The sequence below is a fragment of the Bradyrhizobium murdochi genome (assembly GCF_000472965.1).
Lineage (GTDB): Bacteria > Pseudomonadota > Alphaproteobacteria > Rhizobiales > Xanthobacteraceae > Bradyrhizobium > Bradyrhizobium murdochi.
The window spans coordinates 50,086-76,472 of sequence record NZ_AXAU01000001.1 but is presented as its reverse complement, the minus strand read 5'-3'; the positions used below and the strand labels follow the sequence as shown (position 1 = coordinate 76,472).

Below are 26,387 nucleotides of genomic sequence, written 5' to 3'. Positions count from 1 at the left end.
ATTTGCGGGGCACGACCTCGCGGGCTTGTTGAAATTACGTTCGAAATCAATCAGATACAGGCGGATGACCACTAACGTCGCGGGTCATTTCACATGCTCGACTTAATGCGATATCTGATAGGCAAAGGGGCCTAAAAGGCGAAGTATGACTGACGCCGACCGACCGTTCCAAAGTCAGGATCCGCTCGATCAGAACGCGCGCAGCGGTGCGGAGGGATCCGGCGTCGGCGCCTGGGATCTTGAACTATCAACGCGGAAGTTGAACTGGTCCAACGCCACGCGGAAGCTCTTCGGAGTCGAGGCGGACACGCCTGTAGACTACGATCTCTTCCTTTCCCTGCTTGATGTGCAGGATCGCGATCGCACGGCAAAGGCCGTGCAACACTCGATCGACACGGGGTGCAGTTTCGACATTCAGTACAGAGTGATCCGGCACTCGGATGATGCTCATTGGGTGCGCGCGCTCGGCACTACCATCGATGGTCCCGATGGCGCTCCGGCCCGGCTCAGCGGCGTCATGATCGACATCAATCGCGAGAAGCGCCTTGAGGAGGCGGTCAGGACCCGCGAAAGACACTTTCGCTCGATTCTGGATACGATCCCCGATGCGATGATCGTGATCGACGAGCATGGAATCATGCAGTTCTTCTCGAGTGCCGCCGAGCGTCAGTTCGGCTACAGCGAATCCGAGGCGATCGGAAAGAACATCAGCGAGCTGATGCCGGAGCCGGATCGCAGCCGTCATGACGGCTACATCGCCCGCTACCTGAAGACAAGCGAACAGCGCATCATCGGCATCGGCCGCATTGTGACCGGCATGCGCAAGGACGGCACCACTTTTCCGATGCACCTCGCCGTCGGCGAAATGCGATCGGGCGGGCGGCGCTACTTTACGGGTTTCGTGCGCGACCTCACCGAGCAGCAACGTACGCAGACGCGACTCCAGGAACTGCAATCCGAACTCGTTCACATGTCCCGCCTCAGCGCGATGGGCGAGATGGCCTCCGCGCTCGCGCACGAGCTCAATCAGCCGCTGTCGGCCATCAGCAACTATATGAAGGGGTCGCGCCGTCTACTGTCCGGCAGCACGGACGCCAATGCGCCAAAGATCGAGGCAGCTCTCGACCGCGCCGCCGAGCAGGCAATCCGAGCCGGCGATATCATTAGGCGACTGCGCAACTTCGTCGCGCGCGAAGCGTCCGAAAAGCGGGTCGAGAGTCTTTCGAAACTGATTGAGGAGGCCGGCGCGCTCGGTCTCACCGGTGCCCGCGAACAGGGGGTACTGCTGCGCTTCAATCTCGACCCGACATGCGACCTCGTGCTTGCTGACAGGGTCCAGATTCAGCAGGTGCTGGTTAACCTTTTCCGCAACGCGCTTGAGGCGATGGCCGGTTCGACGCACCGCGAGCTGATTGCCTCAAACACCAAGGCTGCAGATGATATGATTGAAATAGCGGTTTCGGATACCGGTCCGGGATTCGCCGACGATGTCCTTGCGAACCTGTTTCAGCCATTTTTCACCACGAAGGAAGCCGGCATGGGCGTCGGCCTTTCGATCAGCCGCACCATCATCGAAACCCATGGCGGCCGGATGTGGGCCGAAACGAACAGGTCGGGTGGCGCGACGTTCCGATTCACCCTGCCCGCTGCGCACCCCAAGGATATGACCGATGCCGCAGAGCGCTAAAGTTTATGTCATCGACGACGATCCGGCGATGCGCGACTCGCTGGATTTCCTGTTGGGTTCGGCCGGCTTCAGCGTACGCCTTTTCGATTCCGCGCAAGTTTTCCTGAACGAGCTTGCGAACCTGGACGCCGGCTGCGTGGTCACGGACGTGCGCATGCCGGGCATCGATGGCATGGAGCTGCTGCGTCAATTGAATTCGGGCTCGCGAAAGCTTCCGGTCATCGTCATGACCGGTCATGGAGACGTTCCACTGGCGGTGGAAGCGATGAAGCTAGGCGCGCTCGATTTTCTCGAAAAGCCGTTCGAGGATGACCGGCTGATCGGCATGGTCGAGACCGCCCTTTCGACGAGGGAAAGCAGCTCGAAAAGCGAGGCGATGTCGGCCGACATGGCTGCCCGGGTCGCCAGCCTCACCCAGCGCGAACGCCAGGTGATGCAAGGGCTCGTGAAGGGACTATCGAACAAGGCGATCGCCAGGGAATACGACATCAGCCCGCGCACCGTGGAAGTTTATCGGGCGAACGTCATGACCAAGATGCAGGCCGCTAACCTTTCCGAACTGGTGCGGTTTGCGATCCGGGCCGGGATCGTCGAGGATTGAGCCAAGTCAATTCGGGAACGGGGAAACCGGCTATCTTGCTAGAATGACCAACACCCAAAACGGCTCCAGCGATAAAGCCCGGATCGGTTCCTCGCGCCGGAAATCGATGGTTTACGTCGTCGACGACGATTACGACGTCCGCACATCGCTGCGATTTCTACTGGAAACGGAAGGTTTCGACGTCCGGACCTTCCGCAGCGGCACGGCCTTGCTTGGGTCTGCAACCCGGAATCGCGCAGATTGCCTTGTCGTGGACTACAAAATGGCTGACATCGACGGCCTGGAGCTGGTTCATCGACTGCGTGACCTCGACGTCCCGACGCCAATCGTTCTGATTACAGGATATCCGGACGCGAACATTTCGGCCAAGGCGATCTCGGCCGGGGTGCGCCAGGTGCTGTTTAAGCCCAACCTGGACGGTAACCTTGTCGAATCTGTCCGAAACGCAATTGGTATGCGCCCCGCGGCAAGCAAGCCCTGAAGCCACAGGGCTGCCTCCGTAAAACCCCGTACGGGAATGCCCTTAGGATATCGACCGAAATATCCGGCAACAAAAAACGCACGTACACCGAGCCATCCCACATCGAGGAGATGGCAAAATGCTCACGCAAACGATCACCGCCACGGCACTTCCGGCAGCCAAGGCTTTCCCCGCCGCCCGCGGCCAGATTGCCCTCGCCACCGACCAGTTTAGCGTGATCGCCAGTTGTTCAGGCGTGATTGCGAGCGAGTTTTCATACCGCAAGGACGAAGAAATCTACGGCGAAGGCGAACCTTCCGAATACGTGTATCAGGTTATCCGCGGCGCGGTGCGCACCTACAAGCTCCTCAGCGACGGCCGGCGCCAGATCGGCGCCTTCCATCTCCCCGGCGACGTGTTCGGCCTCGATGCCGGTTCGGCGCATCGCCTTACCGCCGAAGCCATTGCCGATACCACCGTCCGTTTGGTGAAGCGCCGCAGTCTCGAGGCGGCCGCCGGATCGAACGTCCAGGTTGCTCACAATCTTTGGACCATGACCGCAAGCGATCTCCGGCACGCCGAGGATCATATGCTGCTTCTCGGTCGCAAGACTGCGATGGAAAAAGTTGCCACCTTCCTCCTGGAAATGGACCGTCGGCTTGCCCAGGCCGGAATGATGGCGCTGCCGATGTGCCGCCGCGATATCGGCGACTATCTCGGCCTGACGCTCGAAACCGTATCGCGGGCGCTTTCCCAGCTCAGCGACCAAGGCATCCTCGCGTTTTCGAGCGCGCGCCAAATCGTGCTGCGCAATCGCCGACGTCTGGCGGACATGGACGCCTGAGGGTGAGCGTCAACAGCGTGAAGGATGGGAGTGCACGATGAATAATTATCGCGTTTCCTTCTACAAGGATCTTTGCAATTCGGACGGCCATAGTTTCAAGTGCCTCCAGCGCCAGATCGACGTCCAATCCGACGGACCATCCGAGGCGCTGGTGTTGGCGGAGCAGTTGGTCGACAATGAGCGTCTGAATGCCGACTGCGTCGAAGTGATGCAACTGACGGGCGGCCATCATGAATTGGAACATTCATTGGACCATACATCCGTCGTGCAAGCACAGACGGGGTCGCGTCGCGTAATGAACTTACCGCGACGTGGATGAGCCTGGAGCTGGCGCCGCTTGAGCGCCGTTCCATTCACTGCTCATCCATTCATCCGACGCCGCTCATTGACCTTTGAGTGAATTCGACACATGAATCCGTCAGCAACAAGCCTGAACTGCCGGTAGTGGTTAGAACCGGCGCGGCGACCAGAACGCCACCGAATAGGCGGCAGCAAATCCCAGAAATGCTGTTGCCCAGGCGATGCCGGCAACCGCCAGCAGCACCTCCGTGTGATCGACTTCCAGCACAGCGCCGACCCGCGCCAGGGCAGCGACGATGACGGATGCGTAGATCATATGCGTAGCCGGCGAGGCTTCCAGCCGCCGCCCGGTATGACCGAGCGTGGCCCGGCTCATCACGGCGAGCGTCATGGCGCCGATCGCCCCGCCCGTCCAGGCGTGGATCCCGGCGCTCGGTGCAATGAGGTCGAGCGCACTGAGCGCGGAGAGGATGAAGCCAGCGGGGACGAACGCATAGGCGACATGCATGATTAGCACCAGCCGGTCGGCCCACGTCCGGTAACCGGCCCAGCGCAGGAGGCGAACGATGTGCATGAAGCCGCATGCCACCAGCAGCCAGCCGGTCGTTCGGTCCAGCGGTCGCGCTGCCCAGAGCGCAAGCACGAACACGGTAAGGACCATCGTCAGGACATCGAAGCGGCCGAACGGCGATGGCATGTGACCTGGAACCTGCCTTGCCAGCCAGTTGCGGGTAAAGCTCGGGATGACGCGACCGCCGATCAGCGCGATCAGGATAATCACCATGGCGACGCCAACACGGGTGGCGTTTTCCGCGAGCCCGGAGAGATGCGCCTCGAAGTGAAACGCGAGGTTTCCGGCGGCGAGCAAGCTGATGATGACGACAATCTTGAGATTACCCCACTTCCTGCCCGCAATGATCTCGCGCCCGGCTGCCGCCGCAAGCAGGATGAGGAAAAGGGATTCAATGGCCGCGGCCGGGCCCCAGCCGATCCAGGCCGAAATGCTGACGGCGATGCGTCCTGCAACCCAGGTCGAGAACAGCACGACGAGCGGCCTGCCCTGCAGCGGCAGCCTGCCGGTCCAGTTCGGCACTGCCGTCAGCAGGAAGCCCGCGACGACCGCGGCGGTATATCCAAACAGCATCTCGTGGACGTGCCAGTCCCGGGGCGCAAACGCCGTGCTGAGCTGCAGTTGCCCGTAAAACGCCGGCAACCACACCAGCATGATGGCACCGGCATAGACTGATCCGAAGAAGAAGAACGGCCGGAAGCCGTACGAAAACAAGGCGGGGCCTTGATAATCTCTCAACCGCGATATGGACATGACGTTGACCTGCTTGGAGCGCTTTCTGGCTGTTTAGACTCCTTTTTAGCCGCGCAAGCCGCGGCTTCTTTGTCCCAGCGCAAAGACCAGCGCCCTAGTGTCTGCAGGAGAAGGTTCAGCAAAGGAAGCTACGGTGCGGGACGTAAGTTGGATTCTTCCTGATCGCACTTCAGAAGGATTCAAGGAGAGATGCGATGGCGATGGCGCTGCGAAGCCGTACCGCTTGCGGTTCAGGCAGCGCCGACGACTGTCTTATTACCTTGCAGGACTAGTTCGCCGGTGGGCGCGTGAGGGTTTTGGGCAGCAGGCTGATTGGCATGGCAGTGAGCAGGTTTTTCAACGCGCTTCGACCACGACCGATAGTAGGCGACCGCCGTCATAATCGAGATGCCGCCGGTTCCAACCAGCAATTGGGCGATAACGCCGCTGGAAGTCACTTGCAGCACAAAATACCCGATGAATGAGAGAAAGATGCCGACGGCAAACACTTCGAGTGACTGCTGGCCGCATCTGACCAGCGGCTTCCAAATGGCGGCCTGCAATCCCGCCGCATCGATCGGTATGAACCGCGCACCCAGGATGATCAGGACCGCCAAGTGCAGGAAGCGATAGGGCGCCAGATTGGTCTTGTCGTTCGGGTTAAAGGCTTCGAACAGAGCGCGCGAAAACAGGTTCTGAAGCTCGGGTATCTGCGCGGCCAACGTCATGACGGCAGCAAAGAGCAAATAGGTCAATCCGAAGACCAGGACTGCCCGGGAGCGAACCAGGAAATGCAGCGTATTGGCTCCACCCAATGCCAGCCACGCTCCCAGCACGAAAAGTAGCTGCCATGCGAACGGGTTGAAATACCAGGCCCCCGAAGGATAGGAGAAGAGGTTCCAGTCAAATTGCCGGGCGGCGAAATAGACGAGCATCGATACCAGCATCACCCAGTTGCGGTGCCTGAGCATCAGCCAGAGCACCGGCGGAAAGGCACCCATCAAGACAACGTAAAGCGGCAGCACGTCGAGATTCGGCGGCTTGTATCGGAGTAACAGCCCTTGCGTGACAGTTTCGACCGGCGCGTTCAACAGGGGAGCGACATTAAAGCGGTCGATGAAATCGGGAGCGTTGAACTTGTTTGACAAGAAATGGACCGAAGCCAGATAGATCACGAACAGCAAAATGTGGGCGACGTAGATTTGCCACACGCGCCGCAACAGCCTCGTTGCCCCGAACACAAAGCCACCTTCGAGCATTCTTCTCCCAAAGACGAGAGCCGAGGTATAGCCGGAAATGAACACGAACAGATCAGCGCCGTCGCTGAAGCCGTAATTTCGGAAAGAAAACCAAGCCAGCACGCCGGTGGAGACATGACCAAGGAACATCAGCCAGTTCGCGAGGCCCCGAAACAAGTCTAGCCGCAAATCCCGCTTCGACGGTGGAAGTGCAAGCTCGACCTTCATTGTTCACAGCCTACGTCTGACAAGCATCAAGATTTCCGCAGTATGGATGCCGATCGATCGCGAAAGGCGTACTGGCCTACTAACCGACCTTCTCCCATTCCTCATCTTCCGGCGACCGGAAAGACAATCCGAACAGGCAGAGGTGGTCATGTACCAACTTGACGCCCGAGACATTTTCGGCAGCCACGATCGCCGCATCTCGATAACGCTCGTCCATAATCATACCGCTGAGATGCACAATTCCGTCCCGAACCGTAACGCTGAGCTGCACTGGTCGCCATTCGTGCTTTTCGATGGATGCGATCACGCGGTCGCGGATGTGGTTATCGTCTGCGGTTGGATCCGGGACGTCTCGAGCGAGACTTGCGACAGCACGAAGCAAATCCGTGCGGGTTACGATTCCGATCAGCGTCTCTCCAAGCACAATTGGTAACCGCTTGACATTATTGCGCTCCATTAATCGCACGAGCTGCTCAAGCGGCAGATCCTCCGTTGCGGTGACAAGATCATCCTTCGTCATTATCTCGCCGACTTTGCGACCATTTTCCCGCACGAAGTCCACGGCAGCCTTGCCCGGCCCGATGAGGTAGTCGAGCCATCCGATATGGGGGCTTTGCGTGCCGATCTCGCTGCGGCGGATAAAGTCTCCTTCCGTTACGATTCCAATGAGCCGGCCGACCTCATCAACCACAGGAAGTCCGCTGATGCGCTGTTGCAGCATCAGGTTGGCTGCGTCCCGGACGGATGTATCGGTCCTGACGGTGGTCACCTTGCGGGTCATGACATGATGCGCGCGCATTTCTCAAGCCTCCGAGACTTGTAAAAGGCTATTCAACGACGTGCGCCCGCTACTTGATGCAGATCAAGCACCAAGTGCATCCTAGGCAGGCCGACGCTGATCCGCATACGTGCTTTCACGCGGAATTGACGTGCTTGAGAATTCGTGGTTCGGGGCGCAACCAAGAGCTGTCGAGGCCCTCCGTTCCGATTTTATTCTCACATTGACAAGTGGCTATGACGTCCTCTGGCGATTTCGATGCATGGCTTCGCCTATAGATGGCAGGCGGCGTAGCAGTCGTCACAACTCCAGTCTCGCAAACGGCCGCCAGCGTATCTGCGAGCCGCGTTCGATGGATTTCATTTCCGGCGCGACAACAACGAATCCGCTGGCCAAGCTGAGCTGATGCAGCTTGCCGGAATTGCCGTCCGGCAAGAGTTCGATCAACGGCAGCCCCGGCGCGTCACCAGCAAGTATGCCGGGCAGATAGGTCGTGCGGCCCGGCCGTCCCTTCCAGTTGAAGTTTGCGACTGCTGCACGCTCGTTATCGCCCGCAGGTCTGATTCCCGCGCGGGCTGCCAGCATCTCGTCAACGATGACCTTGAACGTCGTGAATAGCGCGCCCGGATTTCCGGGAAGCCCGACATAGGTGGCATCGGCCATCTTGCCGAGGACGAGCGGCTTTCCAGGCTTCATGGCGACCTTGCGAACCGACAGCCGGCCGCCGCAGTGCTGGAACGCATCGACCACGTGGTCCTCGTCGCCGACCGATATGCCCCCGGCGCTGACGATCACGTCGGCGCGCGCCGCCGCCGTCTGGAAGATAGTCCGCAGCCTGGAGAGTTTGTCGACGCAGCTTCCGAGGTCGACGATCTCGATCCAGGGTTTCGCAAGCAGGCTTCGAAGGATGAAGCGGTTGGCATCGTAGATCTCGCCTGGCCGGATGCTTTGGCCGGGCTGCCGAAGCTCCGACCCCGTCGTGAACATTGCCACGCGCAGCTTTCGAAACACGCGCACGCCGGGATAGCCGCACGCCGCAGCGACACCCGCCTGCAGCGGTCCCATCACTGTGCCGGCTTCAACCAGGCTATCGCCCAGCCTGACGTCCTCGCCCCGTCTTCTGATGTTGTCGCCCGGCTTCGGCGCGCGGGAGAGAATGATACGGTCGCCCTCGCACCGAGTGTCTTCCTGAGCGACGACGGCATCGGCGCAGTGAGGGATCGGCGCCCCTGTCAGAATGCGAAAGGCGCTGCCATCCTGCAGCACCGGCTTACCGACCGTGCGTCTGGCTGCGATGCTACCGATTACTTTCAGGCGGGTGGGCCCGCCAGCGGACAGACTCGATGTATCGATGGCATATCCATCCATCGCGCTGTAATCGAAACGCGGCAAAGGCGCATCCGCCTTGATGGACTGGGCGAGGATGCGGCCGGTGACGCCGGAGAGATCAACCAGCTCGGTCTCCGCGACGGGGCGCGCCTTCGCCAAGCCGATGGCGAGCGCCTGAGCTACCGAAAGGAGACCGGCGTTTGGTGAGGCCAGGCACGCGTCGGTTGGTGTTCGCAGTAATGCGGCCATCTTGCCTCCGCCTATCTCTCAAGCGCTGGACTGCCTCTCTAGCAGGCCGCCGGCTCCGGACTTTGCGCCACAGCAGCAGGAAAGGTTCTGTTGAGCCATTCCTTCACCTCGGACGGTTCGCTCGAAAACTCGACCGATACGTCACCGGCGAACGTGCGCCATGCTTCCAGGTTTCGGATCGGAACCCCGATGACGACGGGAATGCCACGATCGACCGCGATCGCGACCAGATCGAGAAGCCCGCGACCTTCCGCCTCCACTTTTCCGAACTTGTTCAGGATCAGGAGCTCGGGATCATGATCGAGCGACCGCGCCACCTGCGCGTTCACTTCCGCCAGTGCCGCGACATCGAGGCGGCATCCCGTGGCACCGGGGCCACGGTCTTCAAACAAATCCGTGCGCAGGCCGGTTGTCAGCTCTTCCAGCACCACGTCGCAGTGACCCGCCGTATCGGAGCAGATCGGGTGCTGCAGCACACCAACGACGCGAACCCCGCGAGCGCGGCAATCCTCTACGATCTGTTCGAAGGTCGATTGCGGGTAGGCTTCATTGGCGTAGACGATTGCCACCAAGGCCGGTTGCGGCCGCGCGCTTGCGCTATGCGGCGGGACGGAATGCAGCGCATACATCTGGATTGACCTCTATTCGTCGCGCCCCGATCAGATCGAGGCAGTAAGGTACAGCGGGAAACACCGCGTTCAGGCAGACATCGATTGCCGAGGGACGTCCCGGCAAGTTGACTATCAGGCATTTTCCGCGCGTTCCGGCGGTCTGCCGGGAAAGAATGGCGGTGGGTACCTGTTCAAGGCTGACCCGGCGCATCAGTTCGCCGAAACCTTCCAGTTCACGCGTAATGACCAACCGCGTCGCTTCCGGCGTCAGATCCCGCGGCGCCGACCCGGTGCCGCCGGTGGTCAGAATCAGGTCGCAATCCTCGCAATCCGACATCTCGGTCAGCGCCTGCTCTACACTTTCGATGCCGTCAGGAACGATCCTGACAACGGCAACCCAGTTCGAACTCACCGCGCGGTCAAGAAAATCGTTGATTGCCTTGCCGCTGATATCCTCATATTCGCCACGGCTGACGCGGTCGGATATTGTCAGCACGCCAATTCGTGCCAGCAGATTGTCAGGCATTCAGCCCTCCTCCAGGACCTGCGGCTCCAGCATCGACAGCCCTGCGAACGCTTCCTCGGCATGGCGACGAACCATGGTGGTCGGTTCGGCCAGTCCTGCATAGTCGCCTTCGCGGTCGAGACGTTCGGCATCGTCGAGCGACGACAGTTTCAGTCCGAGGTCCCGCAACAGCCCGTCACCCAGGCCGTAGATCCAGCCGTGAACCGTGATGGACTGCTGGCGCTGCCATGCGCCGCGAAGAATCGGCGTCGCGGCGACCCGCCTCAACTGCAGTCCGACATTCAACTCGCAGGCGCGGTCCATTCTGGCGGCTTGATTCGGAAGGCGCGCCAGATCGGGTGCGCATCGCCGGCACATTTCTCGCACCGGCGCCAGCCAGTGATCGACCAGACCGCCGCCGTCCGGCGGCTCGAACGCCCGGCGGATGCCGCCGCAGCCATAATGGCCGCACACGATGACGTGCTTCACTTGCAGAGTTTCGACCGCAAATTCCAGCACGGACAGCAAGTTCATGTCGCCGGTGTGAACGACATTGCCGACGTTGCGGTGCACGAACACCTCGCCGGGATCGAGACCGACGATGTCGTTAGCGGGAACGCGGCTGTCCGAACAGCCGAGCCAGAGATAGCGCGGTGCCTGCTGCTCGGCGAGACGCCGGAAGTAATCGGGATCGCTGCGGGTCTTTCCCGTCGCCCAGGCCACATTACGGTCGAACAGCTCGTCGATCATCTGATGTCACGATCCGGAGCCGGTGATGCCAAAGATGACATATGGGCTCACGAGCAGCCTCCTTCACCGCCGCAGGTGCAGCCGGCATGGCCAAGCGGCTCTGGTGCCTCATCCTTCTTCAGCGACCAGTTGACCATGTAGACGAGGCACCCGGTCCCGGGATCGTCGGTACGCTCGACGACATTCATCAGGCCGAGCCAATCCTCGCTTCCCGCGAGATTTGCGAAGCGCCGAACGGCGCCGGAGGCATATTCTCCGACGGTCTCCTCATAGCGGGTAGCCGCCTCGCCGACGCGGGCGAACAGCACGATATCGTTGCACGCGAGCAGTGCCTCGCTGGCGGCAGCGTCCTCGCTGAAACTGCGGATGATGTCACCGAGTTGCATCGGCCCGCTCCTACTGCAGAAGCGGCGACGCAGCCGCGGCGAGCTTAACACCCGATATCTGGGCCCTGCCCGCCAGCACCGAAACATATTGCGCCAAGGCGCGATGCTGGACACTGATCGTGAGGTAATCGGCAATGCGGTCGCGTGCCAATTCAAACGGAAGCACCTGCCCGGGCGCATGCTGGTCCAGACGCATAACGTGGAAGCCGTAGCGGGTTTCGGCGATGGCGAATTCGCCCGGCCGCATTCGCTCCAGTGTCGCCTCGAACTCAGCGACCGTCTGTCCGCGCGTCAACTGACCGAGCCGACCGCCTTCCTGCGCCGAAGTCTTGCAGGCCGAATCGCTGCGGGCGAATTCAGCAAACAGCGCCGGATCGGACCGGACCGCCGCCAGAATGTTCTCCGCTGTCAGGCGGGCCTCGGTCCGCGCAGCCACGTCGCCGGGACGCGAGGCGATCAGGATATGCGCCGCCTCATACAGGTCTCCCGACCGGAAACGTTGGCGGTTCTGCTCGTAGAACCGGAGACAAGCGGCTTCGTCCGGCTCCGGAATCACGACCTCGCGCTCGATCAAGGAGCGCATGGCCGCTTCCTCGTCGGTCTCGGAACGCCCCTCGGCATCGCGAAGCGGCTCCGCCTCGATCCCCAGCCGCGCCGATTCCTGCAGCAGCAGTTCACGCACGACCAGCGCCCGGGCCGCCGCCTGCCACGCCAGGATCGGCCTTTCGGCCGGATGGTTCTGCACCTCGCGAGCAATCACCTCGCGCGGAATGACCTTGCCGTTGACGCTGATGGTCTTGGGCTTCGGCAGTGTATTCGTCAGCGAGCAATCCATGACCTACTCCGCCGGTTGAATGGGCCGCAGCGAACCATTGCGGCTGCGGACCACCTGATAGCCGCGCCGCCCGAGATACCAGACCGGCGCGCTCCAGATGTGGACCAGCCGCGTGAACGGGAAGACGAGGAACAGCGTCATGCCGAGCACGAGGTGGGCCTTGAAGATCGGATGCACGTCCAGAATGTTGGCGGCGACGCCGGGCTGCAGCGTCAGAATGCCCTGCGCCCAGTTCATGAACTTCACCATTTCATGGCCGTCGAGATGGCCCATCGACACCGGAATGCTCGCAAGCCCCAGCAACAGTTGCGCGAACAGCAACAGCAGGATCGCGGTATCGCCGTACGAGGAGTTGGCGCGGATGCGCGGATCGAACAGGCGGCGATGCGTCAACAGCGCAATGCCGACCAGGCACATCAGGCCCGCAATCCCGCCGGCGACGATCGCCAGCATCTGCTTGAATCCATGCGACACGCCGAGCATGTCGAACACCCAGATCGGCGTCAGCAGGCCGACGAAATGGCCGAGGAAGATGAAGAGAATGCCGACGTGAAACAGGTTAGAGCCCCACACCAGTTGCCGCCGCCGCAACAACTGGCTGGATCCGGTCCGCCACGTATACTGTTCGCGGTCGAACCGGAACAGGCTGCCGAACAGAAAGACGGTTAGGCACAGATAGGGGTACCAGCCGAAGACGATTGAATTGAGTGTTTGCATGATGCTGCCTCCTCACTGCAGGCGTGGCGCGGGATCGACCGCGCGTCTGGCATGGCGAAGTTTTGCAATCAGGCTCTCGTGGCCGCAGGCGCCCTGCCCCTGGCTGCCGGGACCGAATCGCACCTCCTCCTCTTCCCAGGCGGCATCGAGCGCCGCGAGATCCATCGGATCGGGATCGGCGCCCTTCAGCAGCTCGTCGACAATCTCCCGCGACGGAACCGCCGCGGAGAGAGCAACCAGCGCATCGAATACCGCCTTGTACTTCGATTGCCTGCGTTCGAGCCGCTCGGCGAGCGCAGCTAGAATGTGAGCGGTCTGGCCCAGCAACTCGCGCGCCGCGGCGATCGGCTGGGTCGACAGGAATTCGAGAAACAGCGGCACGTAGTCAGGCAATTCGTTCGCCGCAATGAACATGCCGGCCTTCTCGTACATCGCCTTGAGATCGACCATCGCCTGGCCACGGTCGCGGCTTTCGCCATGGACGTGCTCGAACAGATGCAGCGCCAGCGTCTTGCTGCGATCGAACAGCAGGCCGTAGCGTTCCTGCAGGTCATACAGTTCGCCGATGGCAATTTCCTCGATCAGCAAATCGAGCGCACCGCGAAAGGCCGCCGGGACCACCTTCTCGGCGTCAAGAATGGCCGGAAACTCCGGCGCGGCGTCGATCAATCCCTGCGTTGGATAGCTCAACAGCGCCGACAGCACCTTGAACGTCTTCATCACGCCATCTCCATCGGATTCTTGGCCTTGCGCGGCGAACCGAACAAATTGGTTTCGCTCTCGCCGGTGGAGCAGCCATTGCCGAAGGTGAAGCCGCAGGAACCGCGCAGGTCGTAGGCGTCGGCGCCAAGCTCGCGGTGCGCGGTCGGGATCACGAACCGGTCCTCGTAATTGGCGATCGCCATGATTTGATACATCTCATCGATCTGCGCGGGCGTGAGCCCGACCCGCCGGGCGACCACTTCATCCACCACGCCGTCGATCGTCTTGGTGCGCATGTAGGCACGCATCGCCAGCATGCGCTCCAGCGCCAGCGTCACCGGTCTCTCGTCGCCCGCAGTGAGCAGGTTGGCGAGATACTTCATGGGGATGCGCAGCGACTTGACGTCAGGCATTTCGCCGTCGAGCCCGATCTTGCCGGCCGAAGCGGCCGAGGTGATGGGCGACAGCGGCGGCACGTACCAGACCATCGGCAGCGTGCGGTATTCGGGATGCAGCGGGAACGCCACTTTCCATTCCATCGCCATCTTCCAGATCGGCGAGGCCTTGGCGGATTCCAGCCAGGCGTGCGGAATGCCCTGCCGCTCCGCTTCCGCAATGATCTTAGGATCGTTGGGATCGAGGAATACGTCGAGCTGCGCCTGATAGAGATCGCGCTCGTCGGGCTTGCTCGCCGCTTCCGCAATGCGGTCGGCGTCATAGAGCACCACGCCGAGATAGCGGATGCGGCCGACGCACGTCTCCGAACATACCGTCGGCTGGCCTGCCTCGATCCGCGGATAGCAGAAGATGCACTTCTCGGATTTTCCCGAAGACCAGTTGTAATAGATCTTCTTGTAGGGGCAGCCGGACACGCACATGCGCCAGCCGCGGCACTTGTCCTGGTCGATCAGGACGATGCCGTCTTCCTCGCGCTTATAGATCGCGCCCGACGGGCAAGCCGCGACGCAGGCCGGGTTAAGGCAGTGCTCGCACAGCCGCGGCAGGTACATCATGAATGTGTTTTCGAACTGGCCGTAGATATCCTTCTGAACGCCTTCGAAGTTCGAATCCATCGAGCGCTTGGCGAACTCGCCGCCGAGGATTTCTTCCCAGTTCGGGCCCCATTCGATCTTCTCGATCCGTTCGCCCGACACCAGCGAGCGCGGCCGCGCGGTCGGCATCGCTGGCATTTCCTTGGCCTGCTGCAAATGCTGGTAGTCGAACGTAAACGGCTCGTAATAGTCGTCGATTTCAGGCAGATCGGGATTGGCGAAGATGTTCGCCAGCACGCGCCACTTGCCGCCGATGCGCGGCTCGATTTTGCCGTTGCGCTTGCGTTTCCAGCCGCCCTTCCAGCGCGCCTGGTTTTCCCAGTCCTTGGGGTAACCGATGCCTGGTTTGGTTTCGACGTTGTTGAACCACGCGTATTCCATGCCTTCGCGGCTGGTCCACACGTTCTTGCAGGTAACGCTGCAAGTGTGACACCCGATGCATTTATCGAGGTTCAACACCATGGCGATTTGAGCGCGGATCTTCATTCTGCGGCCTCCAAACGGGGGGTACCTGGCTGATCCGCGGTCGGCGTGTCGAGCCAGTCGACCTTCGACATCTTGCGGACAATGACGAACTCGTCACGGTTGGCGCCAACCGTGCCGTAATAGTTGAAGCCGTAGGATTGCTGGGCGTAGCCGCCGATCATGTGCGTCGGCTTGGTAACGACACGCGTCACTGAGTTGTGGATGCCGCCACGCTGGCCGGTCTGCTCGGAGCCGGGCACGTTCACGATCTTCTCCTGCGCATGGTACATCATGCACATCCCCTGCTTGACGCGCTGCGAGACCACCGCGCGCGCCACCAGCGCGCCGTTGGTGTTGAACGCCTCGATCCAGTCGTTGTCGGCGATCCCGGCGCCCTTGGCGTCGACCTCGCTGATCCAGACGATCGGCCCGCCGCGCGACAGCGTGAGCATCAGGAGATTGTCGGTATAGGTGGAGTGGATGCCCCACTTCTGGTGCGGCGTGATGAAGTTCAGCACCACCGACGCGTTGCCGTTCGGCTTGCGGTCGATCACCGGCTTTACCGTCTTTGTATCGATCGGCGGCCGGTAGACGCAGAACCCTTCGCCAAAGGCGCGCATCCACAGATGATCCTGGTAGAGCTGCTGCCGGCCAGTCAGCGTCCGCCACGGGATCAGTTCGTGGACGTTGGTATAACCGGCATTGTAGCAGACCTTCTCCGATTCAAGGCCGGACCAGATCGGCGAGGAAATGATCTTGCGCGGCTGCGCGACCACGTCGCGGTAGCGGATCTTCTCGTCCTCCTTCGGAATCGCCAGATGGGTGTGTTCCCGCCCGGTGAAGGTCTCGAGCGAAGCCCAGGCCTTGACCGCAACCTCGCCATTGGTCTCCGGCGCAAGGCTCAGGATGACCTCGCAGGCGTCGATCGCGCTGTCGATACGGGCAAGGCCCTTGCTTGCACCCTCCTCGGTCACGACGCCGTTGAGCTTCTTGAGCAGGTCGACCTCATGGTCGGTATTCCAGCTCATGCCCTTGCCGCCATTGCCGAGTTTGTTCATCAACGGCCCGAGCGAGGTGAAGCGCTTGTAGAGGTTCGGATAGTCGCGCTCGACCACCGTGACCGCCGGCATGGTCTTGCCGGGGATCGGATCGATCTGGCCCTTCTTCCAGTCCTTGACGTCGAACGGCTGCGCGATCTCGCCGGCCGTGTCGTGCATGATCGGCGTCAGCACGACGTCCTTTTCGACGCTGAGAACTTCTGGCGCCACCCGCGAAAAGGCTTCCGCGATGCCCTTGTAGATGTCCCAGTCGCTGCGCGACTCCCAAACCGGATCGACCGCCGCCGACAACGGGTGGATGAACGGATGCATATCCGACGTGTTGAGATCGTTCTTTTCGTACCAGGTCGCCGTCGGCAGCACGATGTCCGAATACATGCAGGTGGTGGACATCCGAAAATCGAGCGTGACCAGCAGGTCCAACTTTCCTTCCGGCGCCTCTTCGTGCCACTTCACGTCCATCGGTTTCTTCAGGCCGTGCTCGCCAAGGTCCTTGCCCATCACACCATGCTTGGTACCGAGCAGATGCTTGAGGAAATATTCGTGGCCCTTGCCCGATGCACCCAGCAGGTTCGAGCGCCAGACGAAAAGGTTACGCGGCCAGTTCTTCGGGTTATCAGGATCTTCGCAAGACAGTTGCAGATCGCCCGACTTCAGCGACTTGGCGACATAGTCCTTATCCTCTAGCCCCGCCGCCACGGCTCGCTTGGAGACTTCCAGCGGATTGGTCTGCAGTTGCGGCGCCGACGGCAACCATCCCATTCGCTCGGCGCGCACGTTGTAGTCGATCAACGCGCCGTCCCAGGGACCAGCAGGCGCCATCGGCGACAGGATCTCGCTGACGTCGAGCGTCTCGTAACGCCACTGGTCGGTGTGCGCGTAGAACGCTGAAGTCGAGTTCATCTGCCGGGGCGGACGGCCCCAGTCGAGGCCGAACGCCAGCGGTGTCCAGCCGGACTGCGGCCGTAGCTTCTCCTGGCCGACATAATGCGACCAGCCGCCGCCGGACTGCCCGATGCAGCCGCACATCACCAGCATGTTGATGATGCCGCGGTAGTTCATGTCCATGTGGTACCAATGGTTCAGCCCGGCGCCGAGGATGATCATGGAACGCCCGCCGGTCTTCTCGGCATTGAGCGCAAATTCGCGCGCCACCGTGATGATCTGGTCGCGCGGCACGCCGCTGATCCTTTCCGCCCAGGCCGGCGTATACGGCTCGAGATCGTCGTAGGTCTTGCCGATGTTCTCGCCGCCGAATCCGCGATCGACGCCGTAATTGGCGAGGAACAGATCGAACACCGAGGCCACGACCGTTTCGCCGTCGGCCAGTTGCAGCGTCCTGGTCGGCACGTTGCGCTTGAGCACATCAGGATGATCAGTGCCTGCGAACTGGTCGTGCTCGCGGTTTCCGAAGTAAGGGAAGCCGACCGGCGAGCTGCCGTCCTTGATGTCGCTCAGCGACAGGCGGAGCCTGGTATCCTGGTTGCCGGAAGCCTTCTCCTCCAGGCTCCATTTCCCCTTCTCGCCCCAGCGGAAACCGACCGAACCCTTGGGCACGACGATCTCGCCGGAGGTCTCGTCATAAGCGACCGTCTTCCATTCCGGATTATTAGCCTCCCCCATTCTCTTGACGAAGTCGGACGCGCGCAGGAAGCGCTCGGGAACATAATGATCGCCCTGCTTCACCAGCCGCACCAGCATCGGCATGTCCGTGTACTGGCGTACGTAGCCGTTGAAATATTTGGCCTGACGGTCGATATGGAATTCCTTCAGGATGACGTGGCCCATCGCCATCGCCAGGGCCGCGTCGGTACCCTGCTTCGGCGAGACCCAGAGATCGGCGAATTTCGAGGCTTCCGAATAGTCCGGGCTGATCACGACGCTCTTGGCGCCTTTGTAGCGGACCTCGGTATAGAAGTGCGCATCCGGCGTGCGGGTCTGCGGGACGTTCGATCCCCACAGGATCAGGAAGCCGGAATTGTACCAATCGGCGCTCTCGGGAACGTCGGTCTGCTCGCCCCATGTCTGCGGCGAGGCCGGCGGCAGGTCGCAGTACCAGTCGTAGAACGACATGCAGACACCACCGAGCAGCGACAGATAGCGGGCGCCTGCCGCGTAGCTAACCATCGACATCGCCGGAATCGGCGAGAACCCGAACACGCGGTCCGGCCCGTAAGTCTTGGCGGTATAGGCGTTCGCCGCGGCCACGATTTCGTTGACCTCGGCCCAACTGGCACGGACGAAGCCGCCAAGCCCGCGTTTCTGCACGTAGGCAGCACGCTTCTTGGGATCCTCGACAATCGACTTCCATGCCGCCACCGGCGTCATCAGCACCCGTGCCTCGCGCCACAGTTTGAGCAATCGCGAGCGCACCAGCGGGTATTTCACCCGATTACCCGAGTAGAGATACCAGCTATAGCTCGCGCCTCGCGCACAGCCACGCGGCTCGTGATTGGGCAGATCGGGCCGCGTACGCGGATAGTCGGTCTGTTGCGTCTCCCAGGTGACGATGCCGCCCTTGACGTAGACTTTCCACGAGCACGAGCCTGTGCAATTCACGCCGTGCGTCGAACGCACGATCTTGTCGTGCTGCCAGCGTTTCCGGTAGCCGTCCTCCCAGGAACGGTCTTCGGTGGTCATCACGCCATGTCCACCGGCGAATTCAGCCTTGGCGCGCGTGAAGAACGACAACCGGTCGAGAAAATGACTCATCGTTCGCTTCCTTATTCGGCGGGTTGTGTGACGGGTGAAATGCGGGGCGTGCGCTCGACGTCATGGAGCAGGCCGCCCTTGCGGGAATAAACGGCCCAAGTGACCACGACGCAGATCACGTAGAAGATGAAGAACCCCCACAGCGCGCCCTGGACGCCGCCGGTGAGATCGATCGAGGTCCCGTAGGACTTCGGGATGAAGAAGGCGCCGAAGGCCGCGATCGCCGAGGTGAAGCCGGTGATGGCGGCCGATTCCTTTTCGGCCTGGCGCTGGCGGGCCAAGGCGTCAGCGGTCGGCATCAGCCGGTCCATTTCCTTGCGCATGATGTTCGGGATCATCTGGAACGTCGATGCATTGCCCACCCCCGTTGCGAAGAACAGGACGAGGAACATCGCAAAGAAGCCCCAGAATGCGCCCGGCTGGTCCTTGATGCCGATGAAATAGAGGATGCCGAGCACGCCGAACATCATCAGGATGAACACCCAGAAGGTAACGCGCGCCCCGCCCCACTTGTCTGATATCCACCCCGTCGCCGAGCGTGACAGCGCGCCGACCAAGGGCCCGAGGAAGACGAACGGTAGCGCGTCGACCGCCGGAAATTGGGTCTTGGCGAGCAGCGGGAAGCCAGCGGAGTAACCGATGAAGGAGCCGAAGGTCCCCGTATAGAGCCAGCACATGATCCAATTGTGCTTGCGCTGGAAGATCACCGCCTGATCGGCGAACGAGGCCTTGGCGGAGGCGATGTCGTTCATGCCGAACCACGCTGCGAACGCGCTGGCGACGATGAACGGCACCCAGATGAAGCCGGCGTTCTGCAGCCACAGCCGTGACGTCTGCGTTCCGCTGGTGACCATCGCTGGATCCCCGCCGAACCAGCCGAACACGCCGGCCGTGATGATGATCGGCACCACGAACTGCACGGTGGAGACACCGAGATTACCGAGACCGGCATTGAGCGCGAGCGCATTGCCCTTCTCCGACCGCGGAAAGAAAAAGGAGATGTTGGCCATCGACGAGGCGAAATTGCCGCCGCCGAAGCCGCACAGCAGCGCCAGCGCCAGGAACACCGGGTAAGGCGTCGACGGATTCTGCACGGCATAACCAATGCCGAGGGCCGGGATCAGCAGCGACCAGGTCGCCAGCGTGGTCCACAGCCTTCCGCCGAAGATCGGCACCATGAAGGAATAGAAGATTCGCAGCACGGCGCCGGAGATGCCGGGCAGTGCCGCCAGCCAGAACAGCTCGGCGGTGGTGAATTGGAAGCCAACCGAGGGCAGCTTCGCGACCACCACTGACCAGACCTGCCAGACCGCGAACGACAGCAACAGCGCCGGGATCGAGATCCAGAGATTGCGCCGTGCGATCGCGCGTCCGGTGGTTTCCCAGAAGGTCCTGTCCTCCGGACGCCAGTCGGTCAAAACGGCCCCGGACAGCGCGCCGACATGCTCGGGCTTGTGGATCTCTTCCATTTCGGGAAGTTCGGGAAGCTTCTTCAGCGCCTCTCCAACGACACCGCGTTCCATCTGCCGGATCGCGACGTGCATCCAGGCAAGCGAGCCCGTGACCAGGAGGAATAGCAGCATGAAGCAGCTGGTCCACAGACCGGTCAGGTCGACGAGCGCACCGAACGTGATCGGGAGCACGAAGCCGCCGAGACCGCCGATCATTCCCACCAGTCCGCCAACGGCACCGACATTGTTGGGATAATAGACCGGGATGTGCTTGTAGACGGCGGCCTTGCCGAGCGCCATGAAGAAGCCGAGCACGAACACGATCACCGTGAACGGCACCAGTCCCATTTCGAGATGGAAGCCGACGGTGCCATTGACCGTCTTCACCAGATAATCGGTCGGCGGATAGGACAGCACGAAGGTCGTGGCGACGCCGACCAGGAACGTCCAGTACATCACCTGTCGCGCGCCGTAGCGATCAGAAAGGTGGCCGCCATAGGCGCGGAATACGCTGGCCGGCAGCGAGAACATCGCAGCCACCATGCCGGCGGTCTTGATGTCGACGCCGTAGACCTTGATCAGATATTGCGGCAGCCACAGCGCCAGCGCGACGAAGGCGCCGAACACGAAGAAGTAATACAGAGCGAAACGCCAGACCTGAATATTCCTGAGCGACTCGAGCTCCAGCCATGCGCTCTTCGGTTTCTCGTTCTTCTCTCGCCGTGCACGGACGACAGGGTCCTCTTCCGAGAAGAACCAGAACGCGATGGCCATCAGGCCGATTGCCAGCGCCCAGACCTGAGCGACGGTTTGCCAGCCATAGGCCACCAGCACAAAGGGCGCGATGAACTTGGTGACGGCGGCACCGACATTGCCGGCGCCGAAGATGCCGAGCGCGGTACCTTGCTTGCCGGCCGGGTAAAATCGCGAGACGTAGGCAACACCCACCGCGAAGGAACCGCCGGCGATACCGACGAAGAACGCCGCCACAAGGAATTCGGGATAGCTGCTCGCCCATGTCAGGAGATAGGTCGCGAGCGCCGCGGCGAGCATGACCACGGTGTAGACCCGCCGCCCGCCATACTGATCGGTCCAGATGCCGAGCAGGAGGCGAATGAGAGAGCCGCTGAGGATAGGGGTGCCGACCAGCAGGCCGAACTGGGTGTCGTTCAGCCCCAGTTCCTGCTTGATGCGGATGCCGATGATCGAGAAGATCGTCCAGACCGCGAAGCATATCGTGAAGGCGATGGTTGAAAGCCAGAGGGCCCGGCCCTGATGCACGGTGGGTAGATCTGCGGCGTCCATAGTGAATCCCCCGAGAAGCGTCGGAGGACACATCGCCACGGTCCCGAGAGATAGGTTTTGCGCTGGATCAAACCTCGGGCGGAATCGTTGCGTTCTTCTTTAGTGGAAATCGCTGCCGCGGTTCTCGACGAGGCCTCGAGGTTTTGCGGCGTAGCCTCGCCGACCCGCTACTTTTTTCCGATCTCCTGAACCCGCGGTTCCGGCGCCAACCCATTTGATCCACATCAATGCAGACGCGGCGAGATCGATCGATTGTAGCTATACATGATGCCCGACAGCGATGTTTCGCATCATTCGGCGATCTCGCCGTTTTCTCCTAGACTGCCCCGCCGTCGTCAGTCGTAAAGGCTAGCGGCGCGGGGCATTTTGGCTCACCAATGGCGTGCAAATCCCAAATCGGCTCTCGCTTGCACCGTCATCATTTCGGGCTGCAAGCTGGCTCGAAGGGATCGGACGTCGACAACATGACACCTGGAACTTGCTTGCGACGCCGTCCTGTGTGGTTAAATATCCTTTCCAAAAAGGTCGCTCGCGCGTACAGAGGCCAACGTGCCTCACGGTCAATGGACCGTTCAAGTCCCCCTCGGAAACGCTGCCACTGAGCTCGTATTCACTGGCGTAGCGCGTCGTGCCATGGATTCGCAGCGGCTCGGCGCGTGCCGATCCCTGGAAGAATGCTCAATGTCAGGAGGAGGCTAACCGGTCGCATGAACCCTCCGCTCGCAATCCGCCACGTGTCGATTTCCAAACCACCAGGACGGCCCTTAGGCGATAGATCGTCATCGTGCGTTCGAGGTCACCGCTGGGCCTCGACAGTATAGCCAATCGGAACGGAGATCGACAGGAGCTCTTCCGCAAGACCTTGCTGCGGCGGGTGGCCGTGAAACCGGACCAGGCTCCCTCAACGTGGTAGGTTCGCCCATGTTGACCTCAGGATAGGAACCGACAAGGTCAGCGTCAGATACCCAGCGGACGGCACGAAGATGCCCGTCTAGGGCGACTATGTGTGCATCAACGACGAACTGCTGGAACAGTTCGATCTGTCCCCTTGTGTGCCGCCGGGTCCGCCTCGAACGCCTGCTTTCCCCTTGCGGCCCAGAGCGCGCGGGCCTGTTCGCGCTGATCGCCCTTGAGTTTCTCGGCGATCCAGAATAGCGCGCCGAGGATCGTGGTGCGGTCATCGCCGGTCAGATCGACGATCCCGGCCTTGACGACAAGACCACCGAGTTCGATTAGGTGCCGCGTGCGCTTGCGGCGCTCGACCTGCCATGTGCGCATGTCATGTCGCGCCCTTGCGGCCTGATGCCGGTTGCGCGCTGCCCGGTTGCGCCAAAGCGCCGCCAGCGTTGCGGTCAGCTGCTGGCGCAGTTCGCCGCGACCGTCCCTGAAAGAACCCAGCCCCGCGCTTCGCCCATGCCTCCCTCTTTCCAGTATCCTTCGTCTCAGCCAGCACGATGAGCGCACCTGCCAGTTCGTCGGCGGTGAGTGTGTCAGCCCCCGTGGCGATGACGAGTTCGCCAAGCTGCTGCACCTTACGGCTCTTGAGGTCACGCGCCTTATCCCCAAGTGCCTTGAGTTCGGCATCAAAGTCCCGCGGCTTGCGCATCGTCGCCTCCAGCAATGTCGATGGAGCAATAATAGTCGAGACCTGAGCGTAATGCTGTAAGATCGCCGGGACGGCCTGGGACAGGGTAGTCCCTCCCGAGATTTTTTCGAGGGAGGGCGCGCTTATACGTCGTTCCGACGTGCGCTTCGCTGTGCCACTGATCTGATCGCGATGGCGATCTATCATCTTCACGTCAAGGTCATTGGCCGCAAGGCCGGGAGCAGCGCGGTAGCGTCGGCCGCCTACCGCTCGGCCACGCGGCTGCGCGACGAGCGGCTTGAACGCAGCCACGATTTTTCGTCCAAGCGCGGCGTCGTTCATTCCGAGGTACTGCTGCCGCAGAACGCGCCGGGGGCGTGGAGCGACCGCGAACGGCTCTGGAACGATGTCGAAGCCTTCGAGATCAGGAAGGACGCGCAGCTTGCCCGCGAGGTCGAATTCGCCATCCCGTGCGAGATCACGCAGGCTCAGGGGATCGAACTCGCCCGCGACTTCGTTCGGGGCGAATTCGTGGGTCGGGGCATGATAGCCGATCTCAATGTGCATTGGGACATGGCCGAGGACGGCATGCCCAAACCCCATGCCCATGTCATGCTGACCATGCGCGCGGTGGACGAGAACGGTTTTGGCCGGAAGGTGCGGGAGTGGAACCGCACGGAGATGGTCGAGCGCTGGCGCGAACGTTGGGCCGAGGTTGCCAATGAGCGTCTGGCCGAACTCGACATCGATGCGCGCATCGACCATCGGAGCCTCGAAGCGCAGGGCATCGCGCTTGAGCCGCAAAGCCAGATCGGCGCGCCGGCGCAGCGTATCGAAGGCGAAGGGATCGAGGCCGCCGACCGCGCCGAGATACACCGCGAGATCGCCCGCGGCAATGGCGCGCGGATCATCGGAGATCCGTCGCTTGCATTGGACGCGATCACGCATCAGCAATCGACCTTCACGCGCCGCGACATGGCTGTCTTCGCGCACCGGCACAGCGACGGGATCGATCAGTTCAACGAGGTGATGGGCGCGATGCGCGGAGCGCTTGATCTGATCGAACTCGGCAAGGACGCTCGCGGCGAGGATCGGTTCACCACCCGCGAGATGATCGAGGCGGAACAGCGCCTTCATCGTGCCGTCGAACTCATGGCCGAGCGGCAACGCCATGAGGTTCGCGACCGAGACAGAGAGGCCGCGCTTGCCCGTGCAGAAGCGCGAGGCCTTGCCCTTTCGGGCGAGCAGGCCGACGCGCTCGCGCATATCACGGATGGGCGCGATCTTGGGATCGTGGTCGGCCATGCCGGGACCGGCAAGAGCGTGATGCTGGGCGTGGCGCGCGAGGCCTGGGAAGCGGCAGGCCATGAGGTCCGGGGCGCGGCACTTTCCGGCATCGCGGCGGAAAACCTCGAAAGCGGATCGGGCATTGCGTCGCGCACCATCGCCAGCATGGAGCATGGCTGGCACCAGGGCCGCGACCAGCTCACGGCGCGCGATGTCCTAGTCATCGACGAGGCGGGCATGGTTGGCACGCGCCAGTTGGAGCGGGTGCTGTCCCATGCGGCCGACGCCGGTGCCAAGGTGGTGCTGGTCGGCGATATCAAGCAGCTGCAATCCATCGAGGCGGGCGCGGCGTTCCGCTCGATTCTCGAGCGTCACGGCGGGGCGGAAATTGGCGAAGTGCGCCGTCAGCGAAAGGACTGGCAGCGCGAGGCCACGCGCGATCTGGCGCTCGGCAGGACCGGCAATGCGCTTGGAGCTTACCGTTCCCACGGCATGGTGCATGAGGCCCAGACCCGCGAGCAGGCGCGCGGTGATCTGATCGACCGCTGGGACCGTGAGCGGCAGGCAGCGCCGGAGCGCAGCCGGATCATCCTCACCCACACCAACGACGAAGTCCGCGCACTCAACGAGGCGGCGCGCGAGCGGATGCGGGCCGCGGGTGGTCTGGGGGATGACGTGCGCCTGACGGTCGAGCGCGGCAGGCGCAGCTTCGCCAGCGGAGACCGCGTCATGTTCCTGCAAAACGAGCGCGGCCTTGGCGTGAAGAACGGCACGCTCGGGACCATCGAGCAGGTCAGCGCGCAATCCATGACTGTGCAGACCGATAATGGCCGATCCGTCCGCTTCGACCTCAAGGACTATAGCCGAATCGACCATGGCTATGCCGCGACCATCCACAAGGCCCAGGGCATGACGGTGGACCGCGCCCATGTGTTGGCAACGCCGGGCATGGACGCCCATAGCAGCTATGTTGCCCTGTCGCGGCACCGCGATCGCGTGGACCTGCATTATGGCCGCGACGATTTTGCCGGTCAGGACCGGCTCACCCGAACTCTGTCGCGCGACCGGACCAAGGACATGGCCTCGGACTACGAACGTGCCGATCCGGCGCAGAGTTATGCGGAGCGGCGTGGCATCACCTTCCGTGAGCGCGTGGCCGAAATCGTGCGCAGGGTCGTGCCCGAGAAGGTGCGCAACATGTTCGATGGCCTGCGCCTGTCTGCCGAAGCTGTGCGTGGCCCGGACGTCGCGCGGAGGCTGGAGCGGGAAGCGCTGGAAAACAAGGTGGTGGAGGACCCGGAAGCGGCGCTGCGCAAGACGCGCACGAAGGCGCTCATCCGTCATGCCCGAGCCGTGAATGCGATCTTCGATATGCAGGAGTGGGGCGGCAAGGCCAGCCCAGAGCAAGTGAAGGAATTGCAGGAGGCCCGCAAGGTCTTTGAGGACGTACGGCCCTTTGGCTCGCACGACGCAGAAGCTGCCTACAAGAAGAACCCGGAACTCGCCCGTGAAGCCGCTTCGGGCAACTCCGGCCGCGCCATCCGCGCTCTCCAGCTCGAAACCGAACTGCGTACCAATCCGAGCCGCCGCGCTGACCGTTTCGTGGAACGCTGGCAGCAGCTCGACCACACCAGCCAACGCCAGTATCAGGCCGGCGACGTGTCCGGCTACAAGGCGACGCGCTCGGCGATGGGTGAGATGGCGAAAAGCCTCGAACGCGATCCGCAACTGGAATCCATCCTCGCCAACCGCAAGAAAGATCTCGGTATCGCGTTCGAATCAGGCCGCCGGCTCGGCCAGGAATTGGCGTTCACCCACGGCCTCGACATCGGCAGAGGCCGGGGCATCGGAATTTGATCCATTCAACTGGCGCCGTCTCTACGCCACGCTACCACGATTCGAACAACCCTCTTGCCCGCCCGCACCTGCTTGTTCTGTCTGGGCTCAGA

Annotated in this window: 22 protein-coding genes; 6 read left to right on the top strand and 16 right to left on the bottom strand. The window is 61.9% G+C overall.

Translation table 11 applies throughout. The features are described from left to right. Positions 1 to 145: 145 nt before the first annotated feature. From fixL to YUO_RS0100380, 5 genes are all read left to right on the top strand, one after another. Positions 146 to 1,687, top strand: coding sequence for a sensor protein FixL (gene fixL, locus YUO_RS0100400; protein ID WP_028345516.1), 1,542 nt, complete (start codon positions 146 to 148; stop codon positions 1,685 to 1,687). After that, positions 1,671 to 2,288: a response regulator FixJ gene (fixJ, locus tag YUO_RS0100395; RefSeq protein ID WP_028345515.1), complete on the top strand. Its 618-nt coding sequence runs from the start codon at positions 1,671 to 1,673 to the stop codon at positions 2,286 to 2,288. The genes fixL and fixJ overlap by 17 nt, the downstream gene beginning before the upstream one ends. A gap of 43 nt (positions 2,289 to 2,331) precedes the next feature. After that, positions 2,332 to 2,769 (top strand): response regulator, encoded by a 438-nt coding sequence (locus YUO_RS0100390; RefSeq protein WP_083754418.1) that lies wholly within the window; start codon positions 2,332 to 2,334, stop codon positions 2,767 to 2,769. Between the two features lie 118 nt (positions 2,770 to 2,887). Beyond that, the gene (locus YUO_RS0100385; protein ID WP_028345513.1) at positions 2,888 to 3,592 is read left to right on the top strand and encodes a helix-turn-helix domain-containing protein; all 705 of its coding nucleotides are present in this window, start codon (positions 2,888 to 2,890) and stop codon (positions 3,590 to 3,592) included. A gap of 37 nt (positions 3,593 to 3,629) precedes the next feature. Further along, positions 3,630 to 3,911 (top strand): hypothetical protein, encoded by a 282-nt coding sequence (locus tag YUO_RS0100380; protein ID WP_028345512.1) that lies wholly within the window; start codon positions 3,630 to 3,632, stop codon positions 3,909 to 3,911. 129 nt (positions 3,912 to 4,040) lie between these two features. Here YUO_RS0100380 and YUO_RS0100375 read toward each other — a convergent pair whose 3' ends face one another. The 16 genes from YUO_RS0100375 to YUO_RS0100300 all read right to left on the bottom strand — a co-directional run bounded on the left by YUO_RS0100375 (position 4,041) and on the right by YUO_RS0100300 (position 23,172). Continuing rightward, positions 4,041 to 5,216 (bottom strand): NnrS family protein, encoded by a 1,176-nt coding sequence (locus YUO_RS0100375; RefSeq protein WP_035725707.1) that lies wholly within the window; start codon positions 5,214 to 5,216, stop codon positions 4,041 to 4,043. Between the two features lie 230 nt (positions 5,217 to 5,446). Continuing rightward, the gene (locus YUO_RS39405) at positions 5,447 to 6,661 is read right to left on the bottom strand and encodes an OpgC domain-containing protein (RefSeq protein WP_051379154.1); all 1,215 of its coding nucleotides are present in this window, start codon (positions 6,659 to 6,661) and stop codon (positions 5,447 to 5,449) included. A 79-nt stretch (positions 6,662 to 6,740) separates the two neighbouring features. Beyond that, a complete protein-coding gene (locus YUO_RS0100365) occupies positions 6,741 to 7,460 on the bottom strand; it encodes a CBS domain-containing protein (RefSeq protein WP_028345510.1) in 720 nt (239 codons plus the stop codon). A gap of 279 nt (positions 7,461 to 7,739) precedes the next feature. Next, complete coding sequence (locus tag YUO_RS0100360) at positions 7,740 to 9,017, bottom strand: molybdopterin molybdotransferase MoeA (protein ID WP_028345509.1); 1,278 nt, start codon at positions 9,015 to 9,017, stop codon at positions 7,740 to 7,742. Positions 9,018 to 9,055: 38 nt separating this feature from the next. Then, complete coding sequence (locus YUO_RS39400; protein WP_051379152.1) at positions 9,056 to 9,646, bottom strand: DUF2478 domain-containing protein; 591 nt, start codon at positions 9,644 to 9,646, stop codon at positions 9,056 to 9,058. Further along, complete coding sequence (gene mog, locus YUO_RS0100350; RefSeq protein ID WP_028345508.1) at positions 9,615 to 10,154, bottom strand: molybdopterin adenylyltransferase; 540 nt, start codon at positions 10,152 to 10,154, stop codon at positions 9,615 to 9,617. Before mog ends, YUO_RS39400 begins: the two co-directional genes overlap by 32 nt. Then, positions 10,155 to 10,883 (bottom strand): carbonic anhydrase, encoded by a 729-nt coding sequence (locus YUO_RS39395; protein ID WP_063830262.1) that lies wholly within the window; start codon positions 10,881 to 10,883, stop codon positions 10,155 to 10,157. It lies immediately after the preceding gene. 47 nt (positions 10,884 to 10,930) lie between these two features. Beyond that, a complete protein-coding gene (locus YUO_RS0100340; RefSeq protein WP_028345507.1) occupies positions 10,931 to 11,269 on the bottom strand; it encodes a hypothetical protein in 339 nt (112 codons plus the stop codon). Between the two features lie 10 nt (positions 11,270 to 11,279). Further along, positions 11,280 to 12,104, bottom strand: a complete 825-nt coding sequence (locus YUO_RS0100335; RefSeq protein WP_028345506.1) for a peptidylprolyl isomerase — start codon at positions 12,102 to 12,104, stop codon at positions 11,280 to 11,282. Between the two features lie 3 nt (positions 12,105 to 12,107). Continuing rightward, positions 12,108 to 12,821, bottom strand: a complete 714-nt coding sequence (gene narI, locus YUO_RS0100330) for a respiratory nitrate reductase subunit gamma (protein ID WP_028345505.1) — start codon at positions 12,819 to 12,821, stop codon at positions 12,108 to 12,110. Between the two features lie 12 nt (positions 12,822 to 12,833). After that, positions 12,834 to 13,541 (bottom strand): nitrate reductase molybdenum cofactor assembly chaperone, encoded by a 708-nt coding sequence (gene narJ / locus YUO_RS0100325; RefSeq protein ID WP_028345504.1) that lies wholly within the window; start codon positions 13,539 to 13,541, stop codon positions 12,834 to 12,836. Beyond that, the gene (gene narH, locus YUO_RS0100320; RefSeq protein ID WP_028345503.1) at positions 13,541 to 15,061 is read right to left on the bottom strand and encodes a nitrate reductase subunit beta; all 1,521 of its coding nucleotides are present in this window, start codon (positions 15,059 to 15,061) and stop codon (positions 13,541 to 13,543) included. The genes narJ and narH overlap by 1 nt, the downstream gene beginning before the upstream one ends. Beyond that, the gene (locus tag YUO_RS0100315; RefSeq protein ID WP_028345502.1) at positions 15,058 to 18,810 is read right to left on the bottom strand and encodes a nitrate reductase subunit alpha; all 3,753 of its coding nucleotides are present in this window, start codon (positions 18,808 to 18,810) and stop codon (positions 15,058 to 15,060) included. Before YUO_RS0100315 ends, narH begins: the two co-directional genes overlap by 4 nt. 11 nt (positions 18,811 to 18,821) lie before the next feature. Continuing rightward, positions 18,822 to 21,566 carry a nitrate/nitrite transporter gene (locus YUO_RS0100310; RefSeq protein WP_028345501.1) on the bottom strand — a complete coding sequence of 915 codons (2,745 nt, stop codon included), beginning with the start codon at positions 21,564 to 21,566 and terminating at the stop codon, positions 18,822 to 18,824. A gap of 1,011 nt (positions 21,567 to 22,577) precedes the next feature. Continuing rightward, positions 22,578 to 22,844 (bottom strand): conjugal transfer protein TraD, encoded by a 267-nt coding sequence (locus YUO_RS0100305; RefSeq protein ID WP_028345500.1) that lies wholly within the window; start codon positions 22,842 to 22,844, stop codon positions 22,578 to 22,580. Position 22,845: 1 nt separating this feature from the next. After that, a complete protein-coding gene (locus tag YUO_RS0100300) occupies positions 22,846 to 23,172 on the bottom strand; it encodes a conjugal transfer protein TraD (RefSeq protein ID WP_028345499.1) in 327 nt (108 codons plus the stop codon). A 171-nt stretch (positions 23,173 to 23,343) separates the two neighbouring features. Here YUO_RS0100300 and traA point away from each other — a divergent pair, with 171 nt between their 5' ends. Further along, positions 23,344 to 26,295 carry a Ti-type conjugative transfer relaxase TraA gene (gene traA, locus YUO_RS0100295; RefSeq protein ID WP_028345498.1) on the top strand — a complete coding sequence of 984 codons (2,952 nt, stop codon included), beginning with the start codon at positions 23,344 to 23,346 and terminating at the stop codon, positions 26,293 to 26,295. The last annotated feature ends 92 nt before the right edge of the window (positions 26,296 to 26,387 follow it).